Origin of the sequence: Burkholderia sp. LFS061 (genome assembly GCF_047978125.1) — a bacterium.
In the GTDB taxonomy this organism is placed as follows: domain Bacteria; phylum Pseudomonadota; class Gammaproteobacteria; order Burkholderiales; family Burkholderiaceae; genus Burkholderia; species Burkholderia pyrrocinia_C.
This window is the reverse complement of record NZ_JBFPFS010000015.1, coordinates 37,458-64,046: the sequence shown is the minus strand read 5'-3', so window position 1 is coordinate 64,046 and position 26,589 is coordinate 37,458. Positions and strand designations below refer to the sequence as shown.

The following is a 26,589-nucleotide window of genomic DNA, read 5'->3' as shown; positions in this document are numbered from 1 at the left end:
TCGCAGCGGCGCCGAGCGGCATGCATGACGGTCGCAACGTGTATCACGCGGGGCGCCGCACCTTGTTCAGTACCACATACGAAAGCGACCCGATCACGATCCCCCAGAACGCGGCGCCGAGCCCGAGCCACGTCATCCCCGACGCGGTCGCGAGGAACGTGATCACCGACGCTTCGCGGTGGTTCTCGTCCTCGAAGATCCCGTGCACGTTCGCGCCGATCGCGCCGATCAGCGCGAGCCCCGCGAGGATCGCGACGAACGCCTTCGGCAACGCGAAGAACACCGTGACGATCGTGCCCGCGAAGAGTCCGCCGATCAGGTAGAACGCGCCATTCGCGAGCCCGGCGACGTATCGCCGGTCCGGATCCTCGTGCGCGTCCTTGCCCGTGCAGAGCGCGGCGGTGATCGCCGCGACGACGATCGTGATCCCGCCGAAGCACGCGACGACGAGCGACATCACGCTGGTCGCCGTGATGATCGGGCGCGCGCTCGTGTGATAGCCGGACACGCGCAGGATCGTCATCCCCGGCAGGAACTGGCCGGTGAGGCTGACGACGACGAGCGGCAGCGCGAGGCTGAGCGTCGTGCCGAGCGTCCATTCGGGCGAGATGAAGATCGGCCGCGCGACGCTCGGCGACACGTTGCCGAGATGCGTCATGCCGAGCAGGGTCGCGAGCGCGGCGCCGGTGAGCAGCACGAGCACGATGCTGTAGCGCGGCAGCAGACGCTTGAAGATCACGTAGGCCGCGATCATCCCGAACGCGAGCGCAGGCTGTTCCGATGCGGCGGCGAACGCATGCGTGCCGAACGGCAGCAGGATGCCGGCCATCATCCCGCACGCGATGCCGCGCGGAATGTGGCGCACGAGCCGGTCGAAATAGCCGGTCACACCGATCAGCAGGATGATCAGCGCGGCCGTGATGTACGCGCCGATGGCCTGGTTGAGCGTCAGTTGCGGAAACAGGCCGACGAGCAGCGCGGTGCCGGGCGCCGACCACGCGGTCACGACGGGCACCTTCAGCTTCCAGCTCGCGAACAGGCCCGATACGCCCGCGCCGATCGAGATCGCCCAGACCCACGACGACACCATCGCGTTCGACGCGTGAGCCGCCTGCGAGGCCTGGAAGAAGATCGCGAGCGGGCCCGCGTAGGAAATCAGCACCGCGAGAAACCCCGCGGTGATCGCGGAAACGGACCAGTCGTTGCCGATCGCGCGGATCGCGCCGGGCGGGGTGTTCGGTTGCATCGTCGTCGGAGAGTGGGATGCCCGGCCACGGGCGGAGCCGGGGCGAATGGCTTGTTTTGCGAACCCCGGATGACCCGCCATTCTGGGCATTGCCTACGCGATTGGCAATTCGCCGACGCGCCTCTGCCTTGTCGGCATTTCGTAAGGAATCCGCGCCGGCGCGGACGGATCGGCATGGCGTGCGGCCTTGCGCCTGTATCGTCGAATCGGGCGGCTTCACTACGACGTGCGGCGCCGTCGAACGTCACGTACTGATCTGCAGCACCTTGTCGACCACCGCCACCTTCACCCCGCCACCCGTCGACGGCGATGCCGTGCCCTGATCGAACGGATGCACGGGCGCATCGGTCGGCGTCCACGCGTGGCGCGCCAGCAGCTCGCGATACCCGCCGCGGATCACGAAGCCGCCGCACTTTTCCGCATACGCGTCGCGCCGCATCCGGTACGCGCGCGGCAGGTCGTACCACGGCAGTTTCGGCAGGTCGTGATGGACGAGGTGATAGTTGTTGTTCAGGTACAGCAGCCGCATCGCGAAGCCGGCTTCGTTGATCGCGATGCGCGCCTTCGGATGCCGTGCGGCGCGGTGCTCGTACAGCGAGCGGATCATCGCGAGCGACAGCGCGGGCCACGTGACTGCCAGCAGGTAGTACCACCACGGCACGCCGATCGCTCGTTGCAGCCACGCGAGCAGCGCGACCACGCATGAAGCGTGCGTCGCCCACATCGGCAGGTAGCGAAAGTCGCCGCGCCGGAACGCGACGAACGCATCGGCGAATGTCGCGGCGATGGCGAGCGGCGGCCCGGCGACGAGCCGCCCGGCGAAGGTCGTGCGTGCGACCGTCAGCGCGCGACGCCAGCGCGGCAGCCGAGCCCAGCGTTCGCGCGATACGTAGTTCGTTTCGGGATCGACGCCGGGCACGGTCAGGTCTTCGTCGCGATGATGGTCGAGGTGCGTGTCGCGATACAGCGCGTACGGATACCAGACCGTCAGCGGCGGATAGCCAAGCAGCTTGTTCACGAAGGCGGAACGTGTCGGATGGCCGTGCAGCAGCTCATGCTGCAGCGACAGGTGCCACGCGCCGAGCAGGATCAGCGGCGGCGTCGCGGCCGCGAGCGACAGGTGCTGCGCGCGCACGAGCAGCAGCACGGCGAGCCAGCCGCCGTAGATCGCGACGATCAGCAGCCAGGTCGGCCATTCGGTGCGGGCGGTGAAGCGGGCGTCGAGCGCGGCGATCGCGCGCGCGTGGTCGACGTCGAAGTATTCGGCCATGGTGCTGAAGCGGGATGGAACGGGCGGCGTGCAGCCGGCCCGGATGCTCGGGTGTCTCGCGGATCACGGTCGGCTTGCCCGGCATGCGCGCGGCGGCGATGCGGGAGCAGGCATCGGGACGTTACCGGGATGGCGCGGCATGGCCAACCAATCGATTTGCATTTGCTTATCGTCGCGCGGCCGATAAGCTTTCAGGCCGCCGCGGTGCGTGCGGTGCCCGTTTTCGTGCGATCGAACCGGGTTCCGCGGCGCCTGCGCCGATGCGTAGAATGCGCGCATGAGCCAATGGATCGCAGAACTGCCGATGTACAACGTGACGCCGCGCCACGCCGTGCTGTGACGCCGCGCCACGCCGTGCTGTGGCGCGCGCTGCTGCGCGACGCGCTCGATGCGTTCGCGAACGCGGGCGGCCCGGCGGACGTCGTGCTGCCCGACGAACCGTTCGATGACCTGCACGCGCTGTGGCGACGCGACGATCTGCTGCTGTCGCAGACCTGCGGCTATCCGTATCGGATGCTTGGCTTGCGCGACACCGTGAGATTGATCGCGACACCGGTTTTCGACGCGGACGGCTGCCAGGAGGCACGCTACCGCAGCGTGCTGGTCGTGTCGGCCCGCGCGCACGCGGGCGGCGCGACCACGCTTGCCGCCTGTCGCGGGCTGCGGGCCGCATTCAATGGCGGGGATTCGCACAGCGGAATGAACGCGTTTCGGCACGCGGTCGCGCCGCATGCGCACGACGGAAGATTCTTCGGGTCGGTCACGCCGTTCGGCTCGCATCTGAACGTGTTGCGTGCGCTGGCGTCGGGCGAGGCCGATTGTGCGGCGATCGACTGCGTAACGTTCGCGTATGTGCGCGACGCGCTGCCCGAATTGCTGAAGGAGATCCGGATCATCGGCACGACGGCATCCGCGCCGGGGCTGCCGTTTATCGCCTCGCGGGCCCTGGAGGAAAGGCAGGTCGCCGCATTGCAGGATGCGCTCGATCGCGCGGTCGCGGCCGATGCGGAACGCTCGCGCATGCTGAGATTGAAGGGATTCGAACGGCTTTCGCCGGACGACTACGACACGATTGCGCGGTTTGCGCGGGAGGCCGCCGCGCACGGGTATCCGGAACTGGCGTGAGGTGCGGGCAAGTGCCGGGCGGCGCGAAACGGTGCGACCGTCCGCGCCGCATCCCGTCATTCCTCGTCCATCAACCGGACCTTGACCCGCTTGCCCTTGATCTTCCCCGCATTGAGCTTGCGCAGCGCGTCGTGCGCGACGCCGCGCTCGATCGCGACATAGGTGGAGAACTCGGTCACGTTGATCTTGCCGATCTGCTTGCCGTCGAACCCTGCATCGCCGGTCAGCGCGCCGAGCACGTCGCCCGGGCGGATCTTGTCCTTGCGTCCGCCGAGGATCTGCAGCGTTTCCATCGGCGGCAGCAGCGTATCGTCGCCGGCCGGCTTCAGCTCGGCGAGCGGATGCCATTCGACTTCGCGCTTCTGCGCCTGCTCGATCGCGCCGACGCGGCCCATCTCGTCCATGCTCGCGAGGCTCAGCGCCCAGCCGTCCTGATCGGCGCGGCCCGTGCGGCCGATGCGGTGCACGTGCACTTCCGGGTCGGGCGTCACGTCGACGTTGATCACCGCTTCGAGCTGCGCGATGTCGAGCCCGCGCGCGGCGACGTCGGTTGCTACCAACACCGAGCAGCTGCGGTTCGCGAACTGGATCAGCACCTGGTCGCGCTCGCGCTGGTCGAGCTCGCCGTGCAGCGCGAGCGCGTGGAAGCCCTGCGCATGCAGCACGTCGAGCAGGTCGCGGCACTGCTGCTTCGTATTGCAGAAAGCGATCGTGCTCACGGGGCGGTAGTGGTTCAGCAACTGGCCGACCGCGTGCAGCCGCTCGTTCTCGGTCACTTCATAGAAGCGCTGGCGGATCTTGCTGTTGTCGTGACGCTCCTCGAGCTTCACTTCCTTCGGATTGCGCAGGAACTGCTGGCTCAGCTTCACGATGCCGTCCGGATAGGTCGCGGAGAACAGCAGCGTCTGGCGCGTCGATGGGCACATCCGCGCGACCTTCGCGATGTCGTCGAAGAAGCCCATGTCGAGCATCCGGTCGGCCTCGTCGAGCACGAGCGTGTTCAGTGCATCGAGCTTCAGGTTGCCGCGATCGAGGTGATCCATGATGCGGCCCGGCGTGCCGACGACGATGTGCGCGCCGTGCTCGAGGCTCTGCGCCTGCGGGCGCATCGGCGTGCCGCCGCACAGCGTCAGCACCTTCACGTTTTCCTCGGCGCGCGCGAGGCGGCGCACTTCCTGCGCGACTTGATCGGCGAGCTCGCGCGTCGGGCACAGGATCATCGCCTGTACGTCGAAGCGGCGCGCGTCGAGGCGCGACAGCAACGCGAGCGAGAATGCGGCGGTCTTGCCGCTGCCCGTCTTCGCCTGCGCGATCAGGTCCTGGCCGGCCAGCGCGATCGGCAGGCTCGCGGCCTGGATCGGCGTCATTGGCGGTGCTGAGCGGGTGTTGTTTATACACCTGCGTTTCTTGGGGGTGGACTACCAGATCTTGTAGTGATTAGCGTATGAACGGGTTGGCTGCAGCCCACCGAATGAACTGTTGCATTATTGTGAAGAGGCAGGTTCATTCGTCGGCTGAGAGGCGGTAATGGCTTACTAACATCGCCGGGATGCAATGTTCTAAGTAGTTGGTTGGATTAGGCGCAATGAATCTAGTGCTAGCGCAAAGCCTTCTATGACGATGTGATTTTGCTTGTTGACAGAGATTCAGGTTGGTCTAGTCTAACGGCCTGTTTTCAACTTTAGTGGTGCTCAAAATGGAATTAGGGCAGCAGTTGGGATGGGATGCGTACTTTTATAGTATCTTTGCGCGAACCATGGATATGCAGGAGTTTACGGCTGTCGCGTTGAGGGCCTTGCGCGAACTACGGTTTGATTTTTTTGCCTACGGCATGTGCAGCGTGACCCCGTTCATGCGGCCCAGGACTTATATGTACGGCAATTACCCCGAGGACTGGGTGCAGCGATATCAGGCGGCTAACTACGCGGTGATCGATCCCACGGTGAAGCACAGCAAAGTCTCGTCGGCCCCCATTCTATGGAGCAATGAGTTGTTCCGGGGATGCGCGGACCTGTGGTCTGAAGCCAAGGATTCACATTTATGCCACGGCCTGGCACAACCCTCGTTCAACGCCCAGGGGAGGGTCGGGGTGTTAAGCCTGGCGCGCAAGAACAACCCCATCAGCCTTCAGGAATTTGAAGCCTTGAAGCCGGTGACCAGAGCCTTTGCCGCCGCGGCCCACGAGAAAATTTCCGAGCTGGAGAGCGACGTGCGTGTCTTCAATACGGGCGTGGCGTTCAGTGGGAGGGAATGTGATGTGCTGCGCTGGACGGCCGACGGCAAGACCTCGGAGGAAATCGGCGTGATCATGGGGGTGTGCACCGATACCGTGAATTACCATCACCGCAACATCCAGCGCAAAATCGGCGCCAGTAACCGCGTGCAGGCAGTGTCTTACGCAGTCGCGATGGGCTATATCTGAGGGGCATTCAAAAAGGACGACTCGGCCCGTATCAAGCTGTCTCTTTCAATAATGTGCCGGACATGAAGGCTGACGGTGCGACCGCGCTGCGATGGTGCTCGCGGTGGGCCGAGAGTTTGATGGCGAGGATTTTCTCATTCTGGTGCACCGTGACCGGGCCCAGCCGTTCGTAGTGGACTCCGTTGATTTTGTAATAGCGCTCCATGGTGCTGTTGACGATCCCGACGATGGCCTCTGCGCCCGCCAGGGCGGCCGTCTTGAGGCTTCTCCAGAACAACGGCATCGCCAATTGCGGTTCGCAGGTGGTGAAGCGAGTCATTTCCCAGACGGCTGGATGCTTGGGCGGCGCCCCGGCGCAGGCATGGCTGAACACCCCTTCAAGCAGGTTGGGGAGCGTGGTGGGAATCAGCCGGGCGCAGCCAACGATGGCGCGGTCTGCATTGAACGCCAGGAGGTAGCGGGCGTGTTCGGTGTCGTATTGATCCCATTCACAACCTGCCTGGCTCGGATGGGCGGGCAGCCGCCATCCGAGTTTCTCGACGAATTGTTCGTGCCGAAAGCGGCCGAGCATGAGTTTCAGCTCATCGTCCATTTCGCTCAGTGTGTGCTCTTCCATGTGCATTGCTGGGGTTCCTTAGGGATGGAGTGCAGTTTTATAGAGGACTTGCACAGGCTTGGCACCTGCAAGATCTGGTAGGGGCTTCGGTGGAATCGAGGTCAAGCCATTCGTTGGGGGGTCGACATAACCGAGCTGCGCGAGGTTGGCGAGCGTGGCGGGCGTCAGCGGCAGCGCGCTGAAGGGCGCTGCGGTCGGTTGGGTCATTCCAGGTCTCCGAGGTAAGGGCGGCCTTCCATCTGTTCGTAGACGATCGTGCCGTCGTCGGCTTCGAAGCGCTCGAGATAGTTGCGCGCGCCGCACAGCGGGCAGCGGAACAGCAGCCCCTGGCCCTCGTCCTTGATGACGACGTCGGACGTTTCCCACTGCGTGCCGCAGCTCTGGTTTCTGCAGGTAAACACGGTCTTTCTCCAGCTGAATTCGGTTGGTGGCGCGCCCGGGCGGGCGCGGCAACGGTGTGCGGCGCTCGCGCGGCTCGGGCGCGGGCCGCACCGGCGGTCGCTTGGACTGCGTCGATGCGGATGATGGATCGTGCGGCGACACGGGGTCGCGCGTGCCGCAATTCTAGCGGAAGCTGGCGACGCCGCCCGTGCGCGCCATGAAAAACGGCCGCCCCGGAGGGCGGCCGTGTCGTGCGGCGCGGCGGCGTTCGATGCTTACAGCGCCATGTCGGCCGACGCCTTCGCCGGGCGAGCCGGTGCGGTGCCCGTCGCCTGCGACGGCACGTCGACGTCGATCTTCGGCGGCGGCGCGAGCTGCAGCACGCCGCTCGTGTAGGTCCATTCCTCGACGACCTTCGCCGGGCTGTCGTTCAGCTTGGTGCCGTAGCTCGGCACGATCTGGCGGATCTTCTGCTGCCACTCGGGCGTCGCGACCTTGTCCTTGAACACCTTCTTCATCAGGTTCAGCATGATCGGCGCGGCCGTCGACGCGCCCGGCGACGCGCCGAGCAGGCCCGCGATGCTGCCGTCCTGCGAGCTGACGATCTCGGTGCCGAGCTTCAGCACGCCGCCCTTCACCGGGTCGCGCTTGATGATCTGCACGCGCTGGCCGGCCTGCCACAGGCGCCAGTCTTCCTTCTTCGCGTTCGGGAAGTATTCCTTCAGCGCGTTGTAGCGGTCGTCGTCGGTCAGCATCAACTGGCCGGCGAGGTACTGGACCAGCGGGAATTCGTCGACGCCCACGCGCATCATCGGCGCGACGTTGTGCGTGTTGGTGCTCGTGAGCAGGTCGAAATACGAGCCGTTCTTCAGGAACTTGGTCGAGAACGTCGCGAACGGCCCGAACAGGATGATCTTCTTGCCGTCGATGATCCGCGTGTCGAGGTGCGGCACCGACATCGGCGGCGAGCCGACCGACGCCTTGCCGTACGCCTTCGCGAGGTGCTGCTTCACGACGTCGGGGTTGTCGGTCACGAGGAACGAGCCGCCGACCGGGAACGCGCCGTAGTCCTTCGCCTCGGGGATGCCCGACGCCTGCAGCAGGTGCAGCGCGCCGCCGCCCGCGCCGATGAACACGAACTTCGCGTCGACGGATTGCGGCGGTTCATCCGAATGCAGCTTGACCCACGACACGTGCCACGTGCCGTCGGCGTTGCGCGAGATCTCGCGCACTTCGCTCGACAGCGACAGCGTGAAGTTCGGCTGCGTCTTCAGGTAGCCGACGAACTGGCGCGTGATCTCGCCGAAGTTCACGTCGGTGCCGATCGGCGTCCACGTCGCGGCAACCTTCTGCTTGCGGTCGCGGCCTTCCATCATCAGCGGCACCCACTGCTTGATCTGGTCGTAGTCTTCCGAATACTGCATGCCGCGGAACAGCGGGCTCGCCTGCAGCGCTTCGTAGCGCTTCTTCAGGAAGCGGACGTTGTCGTCGCCCCACACGAAGCTCATGTGTGGAGTCGAGTTGATGAACGAATGCGGGTTCTTCAGCACGCCCTGCCTGACCTGCCACGCCCAGAACTGGCGCGAGATCTGGAACGATTCGTTGATCTCGACGGCCTTCGAGATGTCGACCTTGCCGTCCGCCTTTTCCGGCGTGTAGTTGAGTTCGGCGAGCGCCGAGTGGCCGGTGCCCGCGTTGTTCCAGCCGTTCGAACTTTCCAGCGCGACGCCGTCGAGGCGCTCGACCATCGTCATCGACCAGTCAGGCTGAAGCTCGTGCAGCCAGACGCCGAGCGTCGAGCTCATGATGCCGCCGCCCACCAGCAGGACGTCGACCTTCTTCGTATCGGCCGCGTGCGCGGACGACGCGGCGACGCACAGCGCGAGCGCCGACAGTATTACCCGTAACGTTTTGATCACAGCAGATCCCTTTTTCAACTTGGATGCATCGGTTTGCCATGCCGCCCGACGAGCGTTTCGATCGCGGCCGATACGCGCATCCGGAGATCCGGATCGCGATTCCGGAATTCCGGACCGACGCTGCTCGTCGTTGCATTTGCGCACGCGAAACCGTTGAGAAGGACACCTTCGGATCGGCTTCTTGCGGGCGGGCAATCACCTGCGTCGCGGTGGCGCGCAACGCGCCCGGGCCCCTGCGGCAAGCCGGTGCGGACGACGCTTCAGGCTGCGTGGAAAGAGGCCGCGCGCGACGCGTGTGGCGGGGGCGGGGTGGCAAGGGGCGCGTAATATAACCGAAGTCGATTGCCGTGTCGCACGCGAAAAATGTCCTTGTTTTTGTGGGGTTTTTCGCGTGTCCGGGTTTCCGGAATCGGGGTGTGCGACGCCGGAAAAGCGTGGGAAGTTGAGTTTCGACGCAAGAAAAAGGACATGCAGTTTCCGGAAAGTCGAGAAATTCTTCGAACGCACTTCCCGCCCTTCGGTTCATGCTTCTTCAGATTCCGGGTCTCTCGCCCACCATACTGGATGGTCGTGTTGCCCTCTTAGCCACATCCACTGGCCTGCTACGAACTCGGTGACCCGTCGCTGTTCGCGTTCCTCGCGCGGCGTCAATGTGCGGACCTTGGGAAATTTTTGGCCCTTGTAGACCACCAACTTGTCCGAACTGGAGACCGTGCGATATCCCTCCCACAACCCCGTCTCCGGACACAGCATGCCCGTGCAGAGGTTCATTTCGCCATATTTCTGGCGTTTGGCTTGCCGCTCTTCGAGGCGGCGCTGCTTGCGTTTCTCGGGCGTCAGAATCGTGTAGGCGCGACTTAATCTGACTACACTCAGCATTTGCGGCAACGATCCATCCAACGGGTTTGCATAACCAAGCTCGACATCGATGGGGAATTTACTTCCGGGAATATCTTTTGATCGATAACGAAAGTCCTGCGCATTGGGCATGCTCGGGTGACGTGGTATTATCTCGTTGCCATATTCACGATTTCCGTCCGAGTCAATCCAAAAGCCCTCCAATTGAAGAAGAGCCTTGATTTCCGTGTCTGGCAGACCGGCAATCATCGGGCTAAGGCGAATTCTTATTTCTGCCGGAACGATTTTCACCTTCGACCGGTCATCGCTGTAATCTTCCGGATCGGTGCGTGTGACAAGTTCAATCGTCGTTGAAGACAAGGCGCGATTGGCATAACGATAAAGAGCGCCTTTCGCGGATTGCTGAGTCCATGTTGAAAAGAGTTTTCCAACGGTCATATCCCGAGGATCATACGGCTTGTCATCGCGCAGGATCGTCATCGCTTCTTTCAGAATGCTGCGTACCGTGGCCCGCTGTTCATCGGCGGTCGTCTGCATTTCAAACCCCTCCCCCAATGGCTCGTAGTGACTCACTATAGGCTCCAGTGCATGTGCCGGGGTTGAACACGAGAGTGCGATCATGACGGTCCCAATAATCCTGCACGACACCAGCACATGCGTAAGCGTCTTCTTCATGTAAATGGCTCCGATATCCGTCTTTGAAACTCGCCATCTTCGTCGCTGTCTCGGGCGACACTCGTAGCAATTTGCACACTTCGGCCTGTGCAACAGGCACATCGGGTTTCACATAAGTTCCACCCGCTTGGTCTTGCATATACGAGACCATCCAGTAATAGTGGAAAATCAACATGCGGTGCAGTCCCGCCATCACTCGCGAGTCGCCGGGAATATAAATTTTTCCAGCGGAATCTAAGGAATATTTTTGTGTGCTTTCCTTGTATACCTTCGTTGCATGAGCGAACATTGCATAGTCAGGTGAATGTTGCTGAAACAGTGCCATCATCCAGAATGTTTGCTGGCAGTGTCGTGCCTCATGGTAGAGAATGTCAGCAAATGCCTTTAGTGTTCCATCGAGCGCGGCTGAATCATTCGCTGCCGCAATAATTTGTGCGACCTCTTTCTCCTGAATGGCCACGGTCCATTCCTTGGTGACAAACGATGCACTAACATCGGGGCGCATGTTGTATCGCGATAGACCTGTCTGCACATCAATAATTTCTATTTGAGGAAGTGCTCCGTTTGAAGTCGAACCGTCACCAACATCTCCATCCGGCAACCCGAAAGGCCCTGTGGTGAGGGCAGTATTCAACACTCGGAATACCGCAATCACGATCTGGTTCTTGAGTTCGTTGGATATTCCGCCGCTCAACGTGTTGAACTTGGTCCACTCGATCTCGCGAAGCGCATCCTTGATCGCCGCAGTATAGGCTTTCGTCACCGGATACACGACATCGTTGCGCGGTCGATTCTCCGGCACATCGCTCTGCTTGGCCCCGTCGATGAAGTGATGGAAGCGCAGCCCGAAGTTGAGCGGGTCGCAAGTCGCATAACTGGGTCGCTGATTCTCGGACGTCGCACCCTGTTCCGGCGTGCTCGCCGTATTGCCCCTGATTTTCGCAGTCCGCTTGTCAGCATTCGGCGCGGTGGCGGTGTAGGGCGTCGCGTTGTCGCGCACGACCGCCGCATGATTGACCGCAATCACCTTGTCCGGATCGCTTGCGGCCAGCAACTCGACGATCCCGAACGCAACGTCGTGGTCGGCAATCAGCGACGTTTCACCACGCTCGTTACTTACCCCCTCGATCACGCGCCCGTTATCGAGCGTGATGCGGTAAGGCTGTTGCGGCAGCGCGAAGCCGCTGTCGTGTTCCATCAAGACAAAGTGTGCGGCAAACTGCCCCGGATTGTCCGGCGTGACCGGCAGGCGCATCGGCCGGGTCCGAGGAGTGTCGGTCTGATGGCTTCCCGCGTAGATCCTATGCTCACCCGCCGTGCGCACCACGTAACCTTGATCGCTGATGCGCACCTCCGTACTACCGGCATGCAGCACGATTTCCTTCGCCGCATGGAGATGAATGCTGTCGGTGGTACTCGTGATCGTGACCGCGTGCTTGGCCGTCATGTCGATACCGTCGGCCTGCGCTTCGATACGAACCTTGCCAGCGGCGGCAATCAGCTTTATGCCTGCCTTGTGCACGAACAGCGAGAACGCGTTCGCCACGCTCGCGAACAGCGACCGGCCAACCGCCAGGCCAACATGACGACCGCTCGTTACCGCGACATCCTCGTTGCTCGCGATATGAACGTTACGTTCGGCCGCGAGACTGATCCCCGCCGGTCCTGACAGCAACATGTCGGCTTCCGCCAGTTCCGGGAAGTCGTCCGGATCGCCCGATGGATTCCCTTTGATCGTGTCATTGCGCGCCTTGATCGCTTTGGCAACCTCGCTTTGGTCAGCGTCGTGTCGCTGTGCCTCATGCCTTTGCGCCAGCCCGGACAGGCTCTCTTGCAGTTCTCGCGCCCGCGTCAGCCGGCCGATTGCCTCACGCGCATCCTTCGTGTGGCCAGGGCCGCCGGCTTGGCCGTCTGTCGTGACGAACAGGCCCTTCAACGCCCGCATGACACCCCAATAGTCCGTGCGCAGGTCGAATCCCTTGCCTCGTGCATCCGCCCGCCCCTTCTTCTTCACGATGCGCCGGATATTCCCAAGACTGAGTTGAGAGGCACCCGCATCGCTCGCAATCTGCGTCTGGATTTGCCCCTGCGTATCGTCGATCGCCAGATGGCCGGATGCGGTGCCGTGGAATTCCCGGCCGCGGATTACCGATACGGCCTGGTTGTCCGGTACGTAAAGCGCCGGTTGACGGAACGCGTTCACGGCACTACCGACAATTACCGGCAAATCCGGGTCGCCGTAGTAATGATCCACGGCGACTTCATGGCCGATCCGGGGAATAAACGTCGCCCCCATGTCCATGCCCTGCCACGGCGACAGCACGCGCAGCCAGATGCCTGAATTCTCGTCGTGCCTCCCTTCACGATCCCACTCGAACTGCACCTTCACCCGGCCGTATTGGTCCGTCCAGACTTCCTGCCCGGCTGGCCCCACGACGATGGCTTTCTCCGGACCGCTCAACATGGGTTTGTCGACGCTGCGTTTGAGCCGGAACGACTCGTTTGCCGGCAGCAGTTCGAACTGCGTTTCGACGCGGTATGTTTGCGCGATGCCTGCGCGATTGCCGATTTCCTCGATATCGAGCGTGCATGACACGACGACGTATTCGCGGTTCGCAGACTGCTGCGGGTAGCCTGTCAGGGTGAACGTGCGGCCGACCGTCAGCCCGCGCAGATTGCCCGCGCCATGCGCACGCAGCCCCGCACAGCGCTGCGTCTCGAGTTGCACGCGTGCAAAATGGTGCGCTTCCCGGTCCGTATCGTTCGGCTGGCCCGCAAGACCCTGGGCGCCCGCCAGCGGTTGGCTGTAGTCGCCCCATGCGTAGATCTCGCCGTCTGCGCTGGCGGTCCCGCGTGGATTCTCTTCGGTGGCAGCCAGCTTCGCGCGCGGACGCGTGTAGTCGTAGTCCGTCACGGTGACACGGCCGACCGTGAGCCGGCTCGTTACCGACAGCGCATGAATGTGTTCTTCATCAATGCGCTTGCTGTCGGGCGGTAGATAGCGCAGCGTCTCATACGCCGCACCGTGCGGCTGGTGGCCGCCCATCGTGTCGCACAAGACCAGGCGATGATGGCCGTTGTCGTGTTCGAACCACCACCAGATGCCCCATTCCTCCCACAGCCGTTGCAGGAACGCCCAGTCCGATTCGAGCGCCTGACGCTGCATGTCCCGCTTTGGATAAACCCCTCGAAATATGCCCGCGAGACGTTTTTCAACCATGTACGGGTATTTCGACAGCACCGCGTCGGTAATTTCGACGACGGTCATCTCCTGAAAGAGTCGGCTGTCCTGCGTCAGCGTCGCACGACAGAGCCACGGGCGCAATTCCAACTCGTACAGAATCGAATCGCGGTCCTGACCGGCAATTCGGGCCGCCACGACCAACCCCGTGATTTCGCGCGTTCCTGCGCCGATACTTCCAAGTCCAGTATTGCCGGCCAATCCGGGAATGAAATGGCCTTTGCCTTCGAACCGGATCAAAATGGTGACCTCGGTGCCGACCACTTTATCCAGATCGAGATTGGACGTTACGCTCGGGGAGAATGCATAAGCGTCATCGGTGCGCAGCGTAACGAGATAATGACACTCGTCAATACGGCCGATCGTTTCGGTGCCCTGCAATCGCACCGGAACAAATACCGGCAGCGCATCCATTCCGTAGGTGGGCAATGCTGCGCCGGAGATGGACAGCGTACGGGCTTGGGTCAGAATCGACATGATTGCTGGTCCTCGCCGCTCAAGCACCGACGACCGTGGCGCCGCAGCCGGTCTTGTCGCCGCGATACTCGACCAGACGGCCATGGTGCGCGCGCGGGCCGCTCGCCAGCAGCGGAAAAGCGCCGCCGCATTTTGGGCATGTCACGCCGTGGCCGTCCAGCGCTACGCTGATGCCAAGATGTTTGAGATCACTGGCGGCCTCGGTGACGGCGCCGCCATGGTCGGTGGCATCCCCTAGGAGGACCATTTCGCGGCCTTGTGCGTTTTTCATCGATGACTCGTACGAGGAATGAAACCGTCCTTTTACCGCGCTTCGACGGGCTGCACAATTTTCAAGATGGGAATCGGTCGCTTTCGATAATTTGATTAGTATTTCGACTGATATTTTCGTACTTATATGAGCGTTTCGGCTGTGCCGCACGCGTCGTCAGCAGCAGGGCGCTGCTCTTTGCGGCGGCTCGGGAAGCCTGAAGACCGTGGATCCGGATAAATATTTATTCTTCCGGCAACCGCGCGCGCGATGAGCCTTCGTCTCGCGCAATGCGAGGCCCGACAGGATCGATGACACGCCCGCTCGCCCTCCGATCAAGCGCTCGACGAGTTCCGTCTATCCGCTCACTTCGCCGAATTGTTCCTGCAGAATTGCTCGTACGACAGCGCCGAATTCGCGAAGCCCTTTTGCTTCGCGAGTTCCCACGGGCGCTCGCATTGCTGCGTCTGTTCGCACCATGCGTAGCCGGCCGAGCCGATACAGCCGTGCGCATCGCGATCGCCGCCGACCATCGGCGGCGCGGCCGGCGCGGAAGCGTCGATCGGCGCCGACGCATTGGCAGGCGCGGTGGATTGCGCCGCACAGGCGCTCAATGCGAACGCGATCGCGGCGGCAAGCGAGGCGGAGGGGATGAAACGTTTCATGGGGGCGTGCTCCATGGGATGGGTTTAAGGGAACGGAATGACGGGCTGCATGTTCATCGCACCGTTCACGCGTCCGGCACCCGCACGCGCGACGAGAACTTCACCTCGCGCAACGCGAGGCTCGACTGGATCGACGACACACCGGCCTGCTTCCTCAGCACGCGCTCGACGAATTCCGCATACGCGTCGAGATCGGCCGCGACGACCTGCAGGATGTAATCGGCCGCGCCGGTGATCTTGTGGCACGACAGCACCTCGTCGTGCCGCCGCATCACATCCTCGAAGTGATCCGAATCCTGGCCCGAGTGCATGTTGAACGTCACCTGCACGAACGCGAACACGTTCATCCCGAGCGCGCGCCGGTCGAGGTTCGCCTGGTAGCCGGTGATCACGCGTTCGTCCTCGAGCCGCTTGCGGCGGCGCCAGCACGGCGTGACGCTCAGCGACAGCTTTTCGCCGAGCGTCGCGTTCGACAGCGCGCCGTCTTCCTGCAGCAGGCGGAGCATCGCGCGGTCGACGCCATCCAGTTCAACCGAAGCGCGATTTTTGCTCATGACCGTGGTTCCGTAGACAGTTTTCTCAAAATTGTACGAAACGGGAATGTGAAAAGCAAAGTTATTGCCGGTCGGCGGCAATAGACTGTTGCCACCCCCTCACTGCCATCACTGCAACGGTCAACCATGCTCACGGTCTACAGCAGCGATCATCACCTGCATCGCGGCGTCGAACTGAAGGACGGCGCGATCACCGAGTCGTTCGAAACCCCCCTTCGCGCCGAAACGGTGCTCGCGCAGGTCCGCGCGGCCGGCCTCGGCGACGTGATCGCGCCGCGCGCGTTCGACCGCGCCAGCTATGCCGGTGCGCACAGCGCGCGCTATGTCGATTTCCTCGCCGGCGCCTGGGACGAATGGACCGCGACCGGCCGCACCTGCCAGGCGCTGCCGCTCGTGTGGCCGGTACGCGCGATGCCGGCGGCCGCGACGCTGCCCGATTTCATCGACGGCAAGCTCGGCTTCTTCGCGATGGACGCCGGTGCGCCGATCAACGCGGGCACGTGGGACGCGGTGAGCGCGAGCGCGAATTCGGCGCTCACCGGCGCCGACCTGCTGTCGAACGGCGCCGCGCGCGCGGCGTTCGCGCTGTGCCGGCCGCCCGGGCACCACGCGGGCCGCGAATACATGGGCGGCTACTGCTATCTGAACAACGCGGCGATCGCGGCGCAGCACGGCATCGCGAGCGGCGCCGCGCGCGTCGCGGTGCTCGACGTCGATTTCCATCACGGCAACGGCACGCAGGACATCTTCTACGAACGTGAGGACGTGCTGTTCGCGTCGATCCACGGCGAGCCGCCCGTGTCGTACCCGTACTTCTCCGGCTACGCGGACGAGCGCGGCGCGGGCGCGGGCGAAGGCTTCAACCTGAACCTGCCGCTGCCGAAGGGCACGCAGTGGGACACCTACGAAGCGGCGCTCGGCCACGCGACGGCCGCGATCGTTGCGCATGCACCCGACCTGCTCGTCGTGTCGCTCGGCGTGGACACGTTCGAGCACGACCCGATCAGCCATTTCCGCCTGCGCTCGCCCGACTACCTGCGCATCGGCGAGGCACTCGCGCGCCTGAACCTGCCGACGCTGTTCGTGATGGAAGGCGGCTACATGGTCGAGGAGATCGGCATCAACGCGGTGAACGTGCTGTTGGGTTTCGAAGGGCGCGCGTGAGCGCGTCGCACGCGGTTGCGCACCCCGATGTCGTTACGCGTTATGCCCGTACGCGCACGCTGTCCGCGCGACGTTCCGCGTCGTGCACGATGTGCAGCTCGCGCGTGCGGATCGGCAGCGCGCAATCCGCATCGGCGAGCGCCTTGCGCACCTGGCGCGCGAGGCGCCAGCGCATCGCCCAGAAGTTGTCGGTATGCGTCCACACGCGCATGTTCGCGACGGCCGTGCTGTCGTCGAAGCGCATCACCATCACGTCCGGCGCGGGATCCTGCAGCACGTCGGGATCGGCTTCGGCCAGCGCGCGCAGCGCGTCGAGCGCGCGATCGATATCGTCATGCACGGACACTTCGACCTCGAGATCGAGGCGGCGCGTCGGATTGCGCGTGTAGTTGCGGATCGAGCTGCCCCACAGCGCGCTGTTCGGCACGTATTCGCAGATGCCGTCCGGCTTGGTCAGCCGCGTCATGAAGAGCCCGACCTCTTCGACGGTGCCCGCGACGCCCGTGCCGCCGTCGATATAGTCGCCGACCTTGAACGGCCGCAGCAGCAGAAGCATGATGCCGGCCGCGATGTTCTGCATCGTGCCCTGCAGCGCGAGCCCGATCGCGAGGCCGGCCGCGCCGAGCACCGCGACGATGCTCGCGGTTTCGATGCCGAGCTGCGACAGCGCGCCGACGATCGCGACGATGCGGATGCCCCACACGGCGACGTCGCAGAGAATCGGCCGCAGCGTGTCGTCGACGCGCTCCTTGTTCGAGAGCAGCCGGTTCAGCCAGTTGCCGATGCGTTTCGACAGCCACCAGCCCGCGACGAGCAGCGCAAGGCCGGCGCACAGCTTGATGGAAAGGGTGGACAGCGCGTTCCACAGGAACGTCCAGCGTTCCGGATGTAATTGATCGAGAAACATGACGGGATTCCGGTTTGAAGACACATGGCGCGACGCGCAGCGCTTCCGTCTCGGTCGGAAAGGCTTGCGCTCGCGCGGGCGGCCCTCGACTGTACACGGCACGCGATGTTTCGTGCGAATGCATGGGGTCGGACTGCCCTGTCGTCGGACGGTGAAATCGCGATTTCGTTCTAGTACTAATCGACGGTTTCATAAAATAGGATTCGTCCTATTCAGCCGTTTCAAGCACCCCGATACACTCGGTTTCAAGTTGCCGGATCGCGACGATCGTTCCTCCGCGATACCCGGTTCTTTCCCGATTTTTCATTGATAGCGAGTGACGACGCCATGCGGTTGAACCTGCGTTTCCGTCTCGCACGCGAACAAGGTCAACCCGCGCAACGCGGCGTTCGCTGTTTCCCGATTCGCCGTGCACTGCTGCGCGGTGTCGTCGTGGCGGCCTGCGTCGCTGGCGCACACGGTGCGGCAGCACAGGCGTTTCACGACGCCGCGCCGTTCACGCCCGTGACGGCGGAAACGGCAGACCTTGTCGACGTGCCTTTTTTCAGTTCTGCCCGGACGACGTGGGGCGGCTTGCATGCATCGTCGGCAGCGCCGCTCGACGTCGCGTACGCATCGCATGCGTCGAACCTGCCGACGGGCGCCGATCGCGACGATCCCGTTACTCGTTTCGGCGCATGCGTGGCCTACCGCGTGCTCTGCGACGCGGCGCGCGGTGCGATCGAACGTGGCTACGCGACGCGGTTCGCCTACGGCATTGCATCGCCGTTGCCGTCGATCGGCGCACAGCCGGCATTCGAGCGGAGCGCCGTCGATCTGGCGTCCGCCGAGCCGTTCATGCTCGCAGCGCCGGATCGCGGCACGCGCGCCGGTGCGATTACCGGCAGCCTGCGGGCGTCGCTGGTGCGCGCCGAACTGCCTGCCGGCGTCGCGGCGCAGGTCGTCCGTTTGCTGGCCGGGCGCATCGACCCGAAGCAGCGCGGCTTGATCGGCGACACCTTCCGCGTGGCATTCGAACCGGACGACGGCGCGTCGCTGCCGGGCGGCGTGCGCGTGACGGCGCTCGATATCCGCTTTCGCGGTCAGCAGGTGGCGGGCGTATGGTTTGCGCCCGACGCAGGCTCGCCGGGCGCGTATTACGACCTCGACGGCGTGCCGCTCGCCGGTGCGCATTTCGCGATGCCGGTCGCCGCGACGCGGATCAGCTCGCAGTTCGGCGCGCGCGTGCATCCGGTGACCGGCGCGCGCCACGTGCATTCCGGCGTCGATCTGGCTGCGCCGACGGGCCGTGCCGTCCATGCGTCGGAGAACGGCGTCGTGTCGTTCATCGGCACCGAGCCGCGCGGCTACGGCAAGTATGTGGTGATTCGTCACGATGGCGGCTACGCGTCGTACTACGCACACCTGTCGGCGTTCGAGCCGACGCTGCGAACCGGCGCGCGCGTCGAGCGCGGCCAGCGTGTCGGCGCCGTCGGCAGTACCGGGACCGCGACCGGCCCGCATCTGCATTTCGAGGTCCGGCGGCAGAACCGTATCGTCGATCCGGTCGCGCTCGTTCAGGCAGCGAAAGCGGCAAAGGTGAAGGGCGAGCGGCGTGTCGCGTTCAACCGCGTGGCCCTCGATGCGCGCACGCGTCTGGCCTCGGCCACGTGGTCGCAGCCTGTCGCGATGTCGACGCCTGCCGCATCGCATGCCGGCTGACCGCTGATCGTTGACCGGATGTCGGCCATGCCGGCCGGCATCGTTGCAGGCGCGCATCGACGTGCGTGCCGGCGCTCAAGCGGCCGGGCCGATCAGTGCAGACAGCCAACTCACGCGGATTTTTCTACAGGCAACCAGATTTCGAGCATGCCGGTGCCCGTCACCGGATCGTAGTCCTCGCTGTAGCGTTCGAACTCGGGCGCGTCCACCGCGTTGAATCCCGACGTCGGCAGCCAGCCGTTCCAGATGCTGTAGAAGGTCTGGTGAAGCGTGGAGATATGCCCGCTGTGTTCGAAGACCGCATAACGCTGCGGTTCGAGTTCGACGCAACGAAATGAAGCGGGTAGCCGGTCGCGACTCTTGACCTCGACACCCGCGATGTATTCGAAGCTGCCATCCGCATCCGGGTTGCAGCACACGCCATACGTTACGCCGCCGACCTGGCCGGGGATGTTGCCGATATACGGGATGAAGGCTTGCCAGAGCGCAGGAATCCCTTCATTGGTTTCAAAGGTATACCGGCTGCTCATGCCCGCGATCAACTGCCTTTCGGGGGCTTCGAAGCGCGATGGCGTAACGGCGATGATTTTCAGATCTTTCATGCGAAGCGGCTCCACAAGAGACAACCCGTCGAGAGTGCGCCGTGCCCGCACTTCTTCCGGCGTGACGCCGAAAAGATCGCGGAAGGCGCGCGTAAACGCCTCATGGGAGCCATATCCGGCATCGAGTGCCACGTGAAGGATGTCCGGCGCGCCTTGCGCCAATGCCCGCGCCGCACGCGTCAGCCGCCTCGACCGGACATAGCGCATCACCGGCCAGCCGGTATTCATCGAGAAGAGGCGCGAAAAACCGAAGCGCGTCATGTCGCAATCGGCGGAAATCCTGTCGAGTGTCAGTTCCCTGTCCAGTTCGGTTTCGATAAACCAGAGTGCTTTTCCAACCGGGTTCATGGTGTGCCAATGAAGGTGTCGGGCGGACTATATGGTATCGGTGGCGGGAGCATTTGATCGTTCTTGCGACACGCGGCTTGGCCTGGCGGGCGCGCTCAAGCAAATCGCCACGCCGGGCGGCGTGGCGATGGTCGGCAGGATTCTGCTGCTTAACCGAGCGGCCAGTTCAGGATCGCAATCCCGTCGTTATAGTCGCCGTCCGTACCGTCCTCCGATCCGACCAGCCCGAAGTAGGTCTTCTTGAAGATGTCGACCTGCCGCGAGCCGATCTTCGACGGCTTGCCGTTCGCCGTCACGACCACGCGCACCTTCCCCTTGCCCGAATTCAGCACTTGCGTGTTCAGGTTCGCGTCCTGCGTGCCGGCGCCCTGGAACGTGGCGGCCGGTTTCGGGTTGTCGTCGACGAACACCTCGATCGTCTGCTGTGCGGACGAGTTGACGAGCGCCGTCACGCCGAACGCGATGTTCGGCGGCAGGTTGAAGATGCCGTCGCGTTCGCCGCCGGCATTCGTCGCGGGGTCGGGCTGAGCGGGTTGCGGTTGCGCAGTCGCTTTCGCGAAGTACGTGACCACGGCGCCGATGCCGAACTTCGCGGCGGCGCCGGGCAGCACACCGGGTGCGCCGGCCCACGTCACCGTGCAGGCGACCACCTGCCCCGTTGCATCGGTCTTGACCTTGTTCTGCCAGCTGCTGATGTCGAAGCTGTACGGCACGGTGGAGAGGTCGACGAACACATCGAATTGCGGCAGCTTCTCGACGAGCTGCGCGGTCATGAACTGACGCATCCGGTCGAGCACGGCCTGGTCGCCGCCAGCCTGCACGGCGGTCGCGTCGTTGCCGGCGAGTTGCAGCAGCGCGTACAGATCGTCATGGGTAAAGGGTTGTGGCATGTCGTCCTCGTCGTAATGGAAGGTCTCGCGTCGCGCGGCCGACGAATCGGTTTCGCCGTGTCGCGCGCGGAGCAAAGCGTGGGCAGTCGCGGCTGCCCGAATGAATCGCAATGCGTGGTTGGCCCTGTCGCCATTGCGATACCGAAAGCGGCGCGCAATCCATGCCGCGCCGTGCGTCCCTGTTATCGATGTCTGTCGATCAGCCCAGCGGCCAGTTCAGGAACACGATGCCGTCGTTGTAGTCGTCGTCCGCGCCGTCTTCCGACCCGACGATCCCGAAGAACGACTTCTTGAAGATGTCGACCTGTCGCGAGCCGAGCCGCGACGGCTTGCCGTTCACCGTCACGATCACGCGCACGCGGCCCTTGCCGGAGTCGAGCACCTTCGTGCCGAGGTTCTGGTCCTGCACGCCCGCGCCCTTGAACGTGGCGGCCGGTTTCGGGTTGTCGTCGATGTAGATGTCGATCGTCTGGTCGTTCGACGCGTTGGTGAGCGCGGTGACGCCGAACTTGATGTTGGCCGGGAGATTGAACGTGCCGTCGCGTTCGCCGCCGCCGCCGATGTTGCCGGCGCCGCCGGTGCCGCTGCCGCCGCCGGTTTCGGCGCCCTGATTCCCGCCGGATTGCGACGACGATTGCGTGGCCGTTTCACCGATCGCGGAAAGGCTCGCGAACGAATCGATATGCATTGCGCTGCCGCGCACGCTTTTCCACTGGCCTTTCACGAACGTGTGGCCGTTGGCGACGTCGATGGCGACGACGAGCGTGAACGGTATGCGGCTGGGATTCTCCGGCACTTTGGAGAAGTACGAGAAGGCGCCGTCCGCGACGATCCCCTTGTTGGTCGTAATGACGAAGTAGATGCCGGGGAAATTGTTGCCGGTGGCGTACGGCGTCGGCACGTTGAGCGTGACCAGCAGCTTGCCGTCGCGAATGTTTTCTTTCGCGAGGTCGAGATAGAGGCCGGGGATGTCGACGTAAGTCTCGGACGTGACGACGGGCGCGCTGTTGATCGATGCCGAAATGATGGGCATGGCGGTCTCCTGAAGGCGAAACGGGTTTGGATTGAGTTGCTTCGCGTTTTCGATGCACAACCGCCGGGCTGCCGGGCAGTCGGTGGCCCGGCGGTCATCGGTCGATCGGCGTTTAGCCCATCAGCCGATCGGCCACTGCAGCACGACGATGCCGTCGTTGTAGTCGCTGTCGTGGCCGTCTTCCGACACGACGATCCCGAAGTTGACCGTGAACGGCGACCCGTCCGACTTCTTGCCGTTGATCGGTGCGAGGCGTGCGTCGGTGGCCGACGGCTTGCCGTTTACCGACACCTCGAAGCGGATCTTGCCGTTGCCGGAATTCAGCGTGTTTTCGCGCGGGCCGTCGCGCGTGGTCAGCTTGTGATACGCGGCGGGTTCCTTGCTGTCGCCGATAAACAACTTGATGTGCTGTTGTTCGGCGGCATTCGCGAAGAAAATCGCGCGAAAATCGGTATTCGGCGGAATCGAAAATTCGCCGGCGCGATTGGATGACGTTTGAGAATCGGCCATGCTTTCCTCCTGAAGAACAGTGGTAAGGCGTCTCCCCGCGTCTCGCAAACGTTTGCCGTTTGAAACGCGGTTCGACAAGCATGTCGAAAAATAAATAAAAAAATATTCAGATGAGAATGGTAATTGTTCAGCAAATCGAAAACCAAAGTGAATCGATTTAATGAAATATGTTTAATCGATGGTGTTTTTATATATTCCGGAAACTATATCGGCGCGCGTGTCGTTTTTCTGAATAGTGCGCGGTATAGGCGGATCGGCTGCGGTGCAATCGGGCTTCGGGGCGAGCGCTCGGTGTTCGCATCTGGCAGCGTTCGTTTCAACATCAGCATCTCTGTCGTGGCCGCGCCCACCGGCCACCACCGAACGCCCACGCCGAAGCCCGATCGCAAGAGAAGGGTGCGCGGCGACCGGCGAAGAGGATGGACCGACTCACTCCGAACATGAATAGGACCTCACCGGCGCCGCACCCGTGAAGCATAGCGACGGGCGCCGCCGCCGCCTATCGGACGGGACTGATTTTGCAGGCGGCGCGGCCATGCGATGCACGCGCTCCCCGTTGACAGCCCCCTCCGCGTTGTGATCTGATTCCGGCCATGCAAGCCGCCCAGCCCCTCTTCTCGCTACGACTACTAGCCCGTTGTTCCGGGCTGGGTCTGCGGCTGCGCGCTTTCCATCTGCTTCTTTCCTGAAGCGCCAGATTTCCCCCGTATCACCGACCTGGCCCCGGTTGTCGACCGGCGCCTGAGTTCGTCTTTTCTCCGTATCGCTCCGCTCCGTCCCGGTCGCCCAACCGTCAAGGCCGTCGTTCGCCGTACCGCTTTGCCGCTTTTTTACCGCTTTGATCGCTGCGTGCGCAGCCGGCCTCCGCTGCTGAAGGCCGCCGCGCCGCGGTTTCCCGACAAACCGACCGAGGACCGAACATCATGATGCTGAAGAACCCTGCAACGAAATACCGGCCGTTCACGCCCGTCAATCTGCCGAACCGGACGTGGCCGTCGCGCACCATCACGCACGCGCCGATCTGGATGAGCACCGACCTGCGCGACGGCAACCAGGCGCTGTTCGAGCCGATGGATGCGGCGCGCAAGATGCGGATGTTCAAGACGCTCGTCGCGATCGGTTTCAAGGAGATCGAGGTGGCGTTCCCGTCGGCGTCCGAGACCGACTTCAACTTCGTGCGCGAACTGATCGAAGGCGGCCACATTCCCGACGACGTGACGATCGAGGTGCTGACGCAGGCGCGCGACGATCTGATCGAGCGCACCTTCGGATCGCTGCGCGGCGCGAAGCGCGCGATCGTGCACCTGTACAACGCGACCGCGCCGGAATTCCGCAAGATCGTGTTCGGCCTCGACCGCGACGGCGTGAAGCAGCTCGCGGTGAATGCGGCGCGCACGATCAAGCGCTGCGCCGATGCGGCGACCGACACGCAGTTCACGCTGCAGTACAGCCCGGAAACGTTTACGGCGACCGAGCTCGACTTCGCGAAGGAAGTCTGCGACGCCGTGTTCGACGTGTGGCAGCCGACGCCCGAGCACAAGGCGATCGTGAACCTGCCGGCGACCGTCGAGGTCGGCACGCCGAACTTCTATGCGGACCAGATCGAATGGATGCACCGCAACCTCGCGCGTCGCGATGCGCTGATCCTGTCCGTGCATCCGCACAACGACCGCGGCACCGCGGTCGCGGCGGCCGAGCTCGCGGTGATGGCCGGTGCCGACCGGATCGAGGGCTGCCTGTTCGGCAACGGCGAGCGTACCGGCAACGTCGATCTCGTGACGCTCGCGCTGAACCTGTACACGCAGGGTGTCGATCCGGGCCTCGATTTCTCGCAGATCAACGAAGTCGCGCGCACCGCCGAGGAATGCACGCAGTTGCCGATCCATCCGCGTCATCCGTACGTCGGCGACCTCGTGTTCACCGCGTTCTCCGGCTCGCATCAGGATGCGATCAAGAAGGGCTTCGCGGTGCAGCGCGCCGACGCCGTGTGGGAAATGCCGTATCTGCCGATCGATCCGAGCGACCTCGGCCGCACGTACGATTCGATCATTCGCGTGAACAGCCAGTCGGGCAAGGGCGGCGTCGCGTACCTGCTCGAGCAGGGTTATGGCATCGCGCTGCCGCGTCGCCTGCAGGTCGACTTCAGCGCGGCCGTGCAGCGCCTGACCGACGACAGCGGGCACGAGGTGACGAGTGCGCAGATCTGGTCGCTGTTCCAGCAGGAATACGTGGAGGGCGACGCGCCGCTGCGCTATGTCGGCCATGAACTGTCGGAGCGCGACGGCCGCGAGACGATCGTGCTGACCGCCGACGTGCACGGCGAGCGCCGCGTGCTGCGCGGTGAAGGCAACGGTCCGCTCGACGCGCTGATGCATGCGTTGCGCACGCCGCTGCGAATCCAGCACTATGAGGAACGCGCGCTGTCGCAGGGCGCCGATGCGAAGGCGATCGCGATCGCGGAACTGGCCGGTTCGGGCGTGCGCGGCAGCGCGTTCGGTGTAGGCATCGACGCGAACCTGACGACCGCGTCGATCCGCGCGGTGATCAGTGGCGTCAACCGCGCGTATGCGCGGGCGGACGAAGCGGCGCAGGCGACGTTCTTTGGCGCGCAGGCGGCGGCGAAGGCCGTCGCGTAAGCGGGATGGTGACGGCCGCGCCGGCGGCGCGGCCTGACAAACCTGACAGGAGATGACTCCACGCAACGGGCGTATCGTGCTAGCGGCGCGCGCGGGGCCATTTTCCCGCGCCCATCACCATGAGGAATGCGTCATGTCGAAGCTCGATGCCCTGCGGGGCGACATCAAGGGGCAGGCCCAGGAAGCGGATCGCCACAACCTGGTTCGGCCGGACGTAAACGGTGCGCTGTGGGCGCGCGGCCTGACGACCAAGCGGGTGGCCGACCTGTTCCGGACGCTGCCGGGCTTGCCGGGTCACTGGATGCAGTTGCAGAACGAGGTCAACGCCGGGAATCGCTACTTCTACGGCGGCATCCAGAACGGCAGCGTGACGACCGAGGAAGGGAAGGCGCTGATCCGCTGGATCGCCAAGTCGGTCGTGAGCGCGGCCGAGAAGGCGTCGTTCGACTTCCCGCTGCAGCAATTGCGCTTCACGGCCGATATGGGCTGGCTCAAGCTGCAGCGCGTGTCGGGGCGCGTGATGGTGTTCTCGCAACCGTGAGCCGTGCGTCGAAGCCGATGCTGACGGCCCGGGGAGCGCATCGGGACGTGCATCGGGAAGCGCGCGGCGCGTAGTTGAAGGCCGGGCTGTCGTCGGGTGAAGGGTTCGCCCGCTGGTGCAGTCGTTTTGTTTGTCCCCGTTCGTTGGCCGCCGCTTCATCTCGAGGTGGCTTCTCGGAATTCGATATTTCGATTATTATCGAATAATGGAAACGAACCAGACCATCGCCGCGCTCTCGGCACTCGCACACGAATCCCGGCTCGCCGTCTTTCGCACGCTCGTGCAGGCGGGACCGCAAGGTCTGCCGGCCGGGCAGATCGCCACGCTGCTGAATGTACCGCCTTCATCGTTGTCCTTTCATCTGAAGGAGTTGGCCCATGCAGCGCTCGTCACGAGCCGGCAGGAAGGCCGCTTCGTCATCTATGGCGCGAACTTCGCGACGATGAACGGCTTGCTGGCCTATCTCACGGAGAACTGCTGCGGCGGCAATCCGTGCTCGCCGGTGTCCGCGTGTTCGACGTCCGGCCCGCAACCTTGCTGAAGCGCCTTCGCATACCT

General features: G+C 63.7%; 23 protein-coding genes and 1 pseudogene. 7 read left to right on the top strand and 17 right to left on the bottom strand.

Annotated elements, in window-relative coordinates; translation table 11 throughout:
- Positions 1 to 43: 43 nt before the first annotated feature.
- Both ACNQQL_RS15915 and ACNQQL_RS15910 read right to left on the bottom strand, forming a co-directional pair.
- Positions 44 to 1,246: a benzoate/H(+) symporter BenE family transporter gene (locus ACNQQL_RS15915; protein WP_347064672.1), complete on the bottom strand. Its 1,203-nt coding sequence runs from the start codon at positions 1,244 to 1,246 to the stop codon at positions 44 to 46.
- 244 nt (positions 1,247 to 1,490) lie between these two features.
- Positions 1,491 to 2,516, bottom strand: coding sequence for a fatty acid desaturase (locus tag ACNQQL_RS15910; protein ID WP_347064671.1), 1,026 nt, complete (start codon positions 2,514 to 2,516; stop codon positions 1,491 to 1,493).
- A 277-nt stretch (positions 2,517 to 2,793) separates the two neighbouring features.
- On the opposite strand from ACNQQL_RS15910, the pseudogene ACNQQL_RS15905 reads away from it, so the two are divergent.
- A pseudogene (locus tag ACNQQL_RS15905) lies at positions 2,794 to 3,641 on the top strand (phosphate/phosphite/phosphonate ABC transporter substrate-binding protein).
- A 56-nt stretch (positions 3,642 to 3,697) separates the two neighbouring features.
- Here ACNQQL_RS15905 and dbpA read toward each other — a convergent pair.
- The gene (gene dbpA / locus ACNQQL_RS15900) at positions 3,698 to 5,008 is read right to left on the bottom strand and encodes an ATP-dependent RNA helicase DbpA (RefSeq protein ID WP_347064670.1); all 1,311 of its coding nucleotides are present in this window, start codon (positions 5,006 to 5,008) and stop codon (positions 3,698 to 3,700) included.
- A gap of 329 nt (positions 5,009 to 5,337) precedes the next feature.
- Between dbpA and ACNQQL_RS15895 the strand changes: the two genes are divergently transcribed.
- Complete coding sequence (locus ACNQQL_RS15895) at positions 5,338 to 6,063, top strand: autoinducer binding domain-containing protein (protein ID WP_038635113.1); 726 nt, start codon at positions 5,338 to 5,340, stop codon at positions 6,061 to 6,063.
- A gap of 31 nt (positions 6,064 to 6,094) precedes the next feature.
- Here the strand turns inward: ACNQQL_RS15895 and ACNQQL_RS15890 are convergent, their stop codons facing one another.
- The 9 genes from ACNQQL_RS15890 to ACNQQL_RS15850 form a co-directional block, all read right to left on the bottom strand.
- Complete coding sequence (locus ACNQQL_RS15890; RefSeq protein ID WP_038635110.1) at positions 6,095 to 6,685, bottom strand: acyl-homoserine-lactone synthase; 591 nt, start codon at positions 6,683 to 6,685, stop codon at positions 6,095 to 6,097.
- A gap of 12 nt (positions 6,686 to 6,697) precedes the next feature.
- The gene (locus tag ACNQQL_RS15885) at positions 6,698 to 6,886 is read right to left on the bottom strand and encodes a hypothetical protein (protein ID WP_347064669.1); all 189 of its coding nucleotides are present in this window, start codon (positions 6,884 to 6,886) and stop codon (positions 6,698 to 6,700) included.
- A complete protein-coding gene (locus tag ACNQQL_RS15880; RefSeq protein ID WP_072438116.1) occupies positions 6,883 to 7,080 on the bottom strand; it encodes a hypothetical protein in 198 nt (65 codons plus the stop codon). The genes ACNQQL_RS15885 and ACNQQL_RS15880 overlap by 4 nt, the downstream gene beginning before the upstream one ends.
- A 255-nt stretch (positions 7,081 to 7,335) precedes the next feature.
- Entirely contained in the window at positions 7,336 to 8,997 is a 1,662-nt protein-coding gene (gene mqo / locus ACNQQL_RS15875) for a malate dehydrogenase (quinone) (RefSeq protein WP_347064668.1), read from the bottom strand.
- Positions 8,998 to 9,501: 504 nt separating this feature from the next.
- Positions 9,502 to 10,374: a hypothetical protein gene (locus ACNQQL_RS15870; protein ID WP_347064667.1), complete on the bottom strand. Its 873-nt coding sequence runs from the start codon at positions 10,372 to 10,374 to the stop codon at positions 9,502 to 9,504.
- A gap of 1 nt (position 10,375) precedes the next feature.
- Entirely contained in the window at positions 10,376 to 14,230 is a 3,855-nt protein-coding gene (locus ACNQQL_RS15865; RefSeq protein WP_347064666.1) for a type VI secretion system Vgr family protein, read from the bottom strand.
- 19 nt (positions 14,231 to 14,249) lie between these two features.
- Positions 14,250 to 14,501: a PAAR domain-containing protein gene (locus tag ACNQQL_RS15860; protein ID WP_347064665.1), complete on the bottom strand. Its 252-nt coding sequence runs from the start codon at positions 14,499 to 14,501 to the stop codon at positions 14,250 to 14,252.
- Positions 14,502 to 14,845: 344 nt separating this feature from the next.
- Positions 14,846 to 15,145, bottom strand: a complete 300-nt coding sequence (locus tag ACNQQL_RS15855; RefSeq protein WP_072438121.1) for a hypothetical protein — start codon at positions 15,143 to 15,145, stop codon at positions 14,846 to 14,848.
- A 65-nt stretch (positions 15,146 to 15,210) separates the two neighbouring features.
- Positions 15,211 to 15,699, bottom strand: coding sequence for an Lrp/AsnC family transcriptional regulator (locus ACNQQL_RS15850; protein ID WP_347064664.1), 489 nt, complete (start codon positions 15,697 to 15,699; stop codon positions 15,211 to 15,213).
- A 126-nt stretch (positions 15,700 to 15,825) separates the two neighbouring features.
- Here ACNQQL_RS15850 and ACNQQL_RS15845 point away from each other — a divergent pair, with 126 nt between their 5' ends.
- Positions 15,826 to 16,863, top strand: coding sequence for a histone deacetylase family protein (locus ACNQQL_RS15845; RefSeq protein ID WP_347064663.1), 1,038 nt, complete (start codon positions 15,826 to 15,828; stop codon positions 16,861 to 16,863).
- 40 nt (positions 16,864 to 16,903) lie between these two features.
- Here the strand turns inward: ACNQQL_RS15845 and ACNQQL_RS15840 are convergent, their stop codons facing one another.
- Positions 16,904 to 17,770, bottom strand: coding sequence for a mechanosensitive ion channel family protein (locus ACNQQL_RS15840; protein WP_204422236.1), 867 nt, complete (start codon positions 17,768 to 17,770; stop codon positions 16,904 to 16,906).
- Between the two features lie 327 nt (positions 17,771 to 18,097).
- Here ACNQQL_RS15840 and ACNQQL_RS15835 point away from each other — a divergent pair, with 327 nt between their 5' ends.
- Positions 18,098 to 19,471: a M23 family metallopeptidase gene (locus tag ACNQQL_RS15835; protein ID WP_347064662.1), complete on the top strand. Its 1,374-nt coding sequence runs from the start codon at positions 18,098 to 18,100 to the stop codon at positions 19,469 to 19,471.
- A 110-nt stretch (positions 19,472 to 19,581) separates the two neighbouring features.
- On the opposite strand, the gene ACNQQL_RS15830 is transcribed toward ACNQQL_RS15835, so the two are convergent.
- The 4 genes from ACNQQL_RS15830 to ACNQQL_RS15815 all read right to left on the bottom strand — a co-directional run bounded on the left by ACNQQL_RS15830 (position 19,582) and on the right by ACNQQL_RS15815 (position 22,854).
- A complete protein-coding gene (locus ACNQQL_RS15830) occupies positions 19,582 to 20,421 on the bottom strand; it encodes an AraC family transcriptional regulator (RefSeq protein ID WP_347064661.1) in 840 nt (279 codons plus the stop codon).
- Positions 20,422 to 20,570: 149 nt separating this feature from the next.
- Positions 20,571 to 21,311, bottom strand: a complete 741-nt coding sequence (locus tag ACNQQL_RS15825) for a fucose-binding lectin II (RefSeq protein WP_347064660.1) — start codon at positions 21,309 to 21,311, stop codon at positions 20,571 to 20,573.
- Between the two features lie 199 nt (positions 21,312 to 21,510).
- Positions 21,511 to 22,344: a fucose-binding lectin II gene (locus tag ACNQQL_RS15820; protein ID WP_347064659.1), complete on the bottom strand. Its 834-nt coding sequence runs from the start codon at positions 22,342 to 22,344 to the stop codon at positions 21,511 to 21,513.
- A gap of 120 nt (positions 22,345 to 22,464) precedes the next feature.
- Positions 22,465 to 22,854 (bottom strand): fucose-binding lectin II, encoded by a 390-nt coding sequence (locus ACNQQL_RS15815; protein ID WP_072438133.1) that lies wholly within the window; start codon positions 22,852 to 22,854, stop codon positions 22,465 to 22,467.
- 926 nt (positions 22,855 to 23,780) lie between these two features.
- Here ACNQQL_RS15815 and leuA point away from each other — a divergent pair.
- The 3 genes from leuA to ACNQQL_RS15800 all read left to right on the top strand — a co-directional run bounded on the left by leuA (position 23,781) and on the right by ACNQQL_RS15800 (position 26,572).
- Complete coding sequence (gene leuA / locus ACNQQL_RS15810) at positions 23,781 to 25,490, top strand: 2-isopropylmalate synthase (protein WP_347064727.1); 1,710 nt, start codon at positions 23,781 to 23,783, stop codon at positions 25,488 to 25,490.
- 133 nt (positions 25,491 to 25,623) lie between these two features.
- Positions 25,624 to 26,031, top strand: coding sequence for a peptide ABC transporter ATPase (locus tag ACNQQL_RS15805; RefSeq protein WP_072438137.1), 408 nt, complete (start codon positions 25,624 to 25,626; stop codon positions 26,029 to 26,031).
- A gap of 205 nt (positions 26,032 to 26,236) precedes the next feature.
- Entirely contained in the window at positions 26,237 to 26,572 is a 336-nt protein-coding gene (locus ACNQQL_RS15800) for an ArsR/SmtB family transcription factor (RefSeq protein WP_072438139.1), read from the top strand.
- The last annotated feature ends 17 nt before the right edge of the window (positions 26,573 to 26,589 follow it).